We start from the raw sequence: 3,482 nt of genomic DNA, 5'->3' as shown, positions 1-3,482 counted from the left end.
TCAGCAGCTCTGTGGTCTGAAACCATTAGAACTGACGCTCAGTATGAATACATGGCCTTCCCTCGCCTAATGGCAGTCGCTGAACGAGCGTGGAACAAGGCGGAATGGGAATTAGAGTATCAAGCCGATGTCGAGTACTCATCTACCACAGAGCGTACTAACATGAACATCTTGACCGACGATTGGAGTCGATTCGCCAGTATTCTTGGTCAACGTGAATTGGCAAAAACGGAAATGAGAGACATCACATACCGCTTGCCCGTTCCGGGAGGGAAGATCCTCCAAGGTAAACTGCATATGAACTCTCAGTTTCCGGGCTTATCTTTAGAATATTCAACCGACAACGGTCAATCTTGGCACGTCTACCTCAATGCAAGTAAGCCTTCAGTAGAGTCCAGCGTTTTGGTTCGTAGTGTTTCTCACTTAGGGCACCGAACCAGCAGAGCCATTGAAGTTCCATATGGCCAATAAACGAATACAGCTGAATAGCCATTAAACCCGCAGTTTGAAATTCTAAGTTTCAATAACCGCGAATCGATCAAGCCTGCCCATCATGAGCAGGCTTTCTTTTTACCTACAGATACGATGTTGTGGAGTAAACACCGAATATACTCATAAGAAATACAAAGGAGTTAATTATATTGCAAAACCTCTTATTGATTGGTTTATAAATTTGAATATATCAAGCCAGCACCAAGTTAATATTTTATAAATTACTTAAATTGAGATCCTGTGCTGCACAATGAAATAAAATTAGCTGTCTAACTTTTAAACACATTCACGTTACTGATAGGTTAATCCTTATAGGGCAAATGCTCTATTAATGATAAAAATTAAAATAAGGATTATTTATGAGACCATCTTTTCCTATCAGTATGGTACTTGCAACGACAGTGGTTGGCTTCCAGTCTTTTGCGCAAAATATTGAGACAACGGATTCATTAGGTATTGCAGAAAGTAGCGCAGCGCAAAAGCAATCTTTGGCGTTACAAATCAGCGAGCGTTATTCCGATCTTGAGCTTTCATTGAAGGCTCAGATCTCAGAAAAGAACTTATCCGCGCCTGTAGATAAATTGAGCTCTACTCAGCCCTACTCTGCATTTTCAAGCCGGATGCAGAAAGCGGATCTTGGTTATCGCAAGATGAAAGGGATCAACGACTTCAGCGACTCTGTGTTAGAGGTTCGCATGGCTGATGAAGCGATGATCGAAGCTTGGAAGAATGGTGAAAACCCGCTGTTTGCATTTGAACCATCAGGCGATGATTCGAATTGGCAATACATTGAAGCGTATGACGTGTACGGACAAGTTCATCAATTAGACGTGTACCAAATGCCAGACGTTCCTGTGTTTGTCGTTGATAGCAATGGTGCTGAAGAACTCAAAGCAGGCCTAATGGCGATGCAGGCCGAGATGAACAAGCTGGGTACTGCAACCCAAATCAATTCTGGCTCCAAAAACACTGGCGATAATGAAGACAGTAAAGGGAGTAAAAACAGTAAGTTCCAGAAACAAACGTTTATGGGCAAAGCTAAACGCTCGATGGCGATGTCAGAACCTGAGCCGTTGAACACCACGCAGTTAACGAAAATCCGTTTGGCTGTCGACCAAGAACCGTGGATCTCTGGCAAAGCTGAAATCTATGCTATCGTCACTGGGGTCGATTCGAGTCGTGTAGAACCACAGATTGATCTCGTTGAGATGCCTTATCTGGATTACGACAAGCAGACCTACTACCCAAATCAAACCATTATCTTCTGGCCTCGTTACCGTTGGGGAGCAGCAGACATGATTTTGATGGAGCACGATGATGGCACCGATTACAAAGAGCTAGCCAAACTGCTGGTTCAAGCCGCAGAAGAGATATTGAAAATGATTCCTGATCCAGAAGTTCAAGGGTATGCAATTATTCCTCAGATCACCGGTAAGATTATCGATGTGATTCCTGATGGTGTACTCGTGAATGACGATGACTTCGTTGACGTATTCTACACTTTGATGCAAAACACTTCTTATGTTGATCATCCTGGCGCTGGGGGGAATGCGGTCGCGTCGTTCGCACCTGTAATAATTTCACCTACAGAATAATATTTTTCACGTTGAGGGCTTCATTGTCGATGCCCTAATGAGTGATTAACTAACACTTCAGCGTATATGCCCTATGTAAATATACATTTGGTATATACGCTTCTTACTCAGTAAATAGGCAAACAACAAAGAAAGGCCCCCAAAAGAGCCTTTCTATTCTGAACTGTTAAATTATTTTATTTTAAAATTCTTCTTCGAGCGTTGGTTCATCCTTAGCTTCTGTTTGCTTCTCCTTGATTTCAACTTCTTTCAAACGAGCAGTAAAGTGTCTTAATACTGTTGGCTCATAGGTAAAATCTAAGCCTTTTACTTGCCCGCCATTCCCTTTCACTTTTTCAAACGCTTCAATGATGAAATCCATGTGGGTTTGTGTGTATGTCGCTCTAGGAATGGTAAGACGCAGTAACTCAGCTGGACATGGGTGTTGCTCTCCAGTAGCCGGATCACGTCCTTGCAATAATGAACCTATTTCAACCGCTCTTATGCCTGCCACCTTATACAACTCGCACGCCAAAGCATGAGCTGGGAACTGACTAGCCGGAATATGAGGAAGCAGTTTACCCGCATCCACAAACGCAGCATGACCGCCCGCTTGCTGACACACGATACCTATCGCTTCCAAGCCATCAACCAGGTATTGGACCTGACCGATGCGATACTCCAACCAATCTTGACGCATGCCGTCATATAGCCCAACAGCAAGGCGTTCCATTGCACCGCCCTCTAAGCCACCATAGGTTGGGAAACCTTCTTGCACGACGCACAGGGTTCGACATTCTGTGTACACATCCATGAAAGAGTCGTCTTTAAAGCACAACAAGCCACCCATTTGTACCATGGCATCTTTCTTGGCCGACATAGCCAAACCATCCGCGTATTTGTAAGACTCACGAGTGATTTGTTCGATAGTCCAATCTTGATAACCGGATTCTCGCTGCTGAATAAAGTAAGCATTTTCAGCGTAGCGCGCAGAGTCCATGATCACAGGAATATCGTACTTTTGAGCGATTTCATAAACGGCTTTTAGATTGGCGATAGACACTGGCTGTCCACCCGCAGAGTTACAGGTAATGGTGCTTACAATGTATGGAACGTTTGCTGCGCCCGCTTCTAAGATCGCCTCTTCCAATTTGACGATGTCGAAGTTGCCTTTAAAGTCGGCATTCACTGAGGTGTCAAACGCTTCCTTGGTATAAACGTTCTTCGCCACGCAGCAATTCACTTGAGTGTGGCCTTGCGTGGTATCGAAGAAGTAGTTCGACAAAGCGACCATTTTGCTACGATCGAGTCCCTTTTCCGTTTCACGTTTCTTGATAAGAACAGGAATGTAAATCTGCTCTGCGCCACGCCCTTGGTGAGTAGGAATGGTCAGCTCATAGCCGAAGATATCTTTCA

The 3,482-nt window shown here is 44.2% G+C and carries 3 protein-coding genes; 2 read left to right on the top strand and 1 reads right to left on the bottom strand.

The annotated features are described in order from the left end of the window. Together Q0241_RS10415 and Q0241_RS10410 are read left to right on the top strand one after the other, a co-directional pair. A partial coding sequence (locus Q0241_RS10415; protein ID WP_299377073.1) for a chitobiase/beta-hexosaminidase C-terminal domain-containing protein occupies window positions 1-471 on the top strand: 471 nt, incomplete at its 5' end. Window positions 472-851: 380 nt separating this feature from the next. Then, a complete protein-coding gene (locus Q0241_RS10410) occupies window positions 852-2,087 on the top strand; it encodes a DUF3103 domain-containing protein (RefSeq protein ID WP_299377071.1) in 1,236 nt (411 codons plus the stop codon). Window positions 2,088-2,268: 181 nt separating this feature from the next. Here Q0241_RS10410 and Q0241_RS10405 read toward each other — a convergent pair. Continuing rightward, window positions 2,269-3,482: tryptophanase (locus tag Q0241_RS10405; protein ID WP_299377069.1), on the bottom strand; the 1,214-nt coding region annotated here is incomplete at its 5' end.

The organism is uncultured Kiloniella sp. (assembly GCF_937128705.1).
Taxonomy (GTDB): domain Bacteria; phylum Pseudomonadota; class Alphaproteobacteria; order Kiloniellales; family Kiloniellaceae; genus Kiloniella.
This window is presented reverse-complemented; position numbering and strand designations above follow the sequence as displayed.

Excerpts from the sequence above, each read along its gene's own strand:
- Q0241_RS10410 (WP_299377071.1), top strand. The coding sequence starts at position 852 with ATGAGACCATCTTTTCCTATCAGTATGGTACTTGCAACGACAGTGGTT.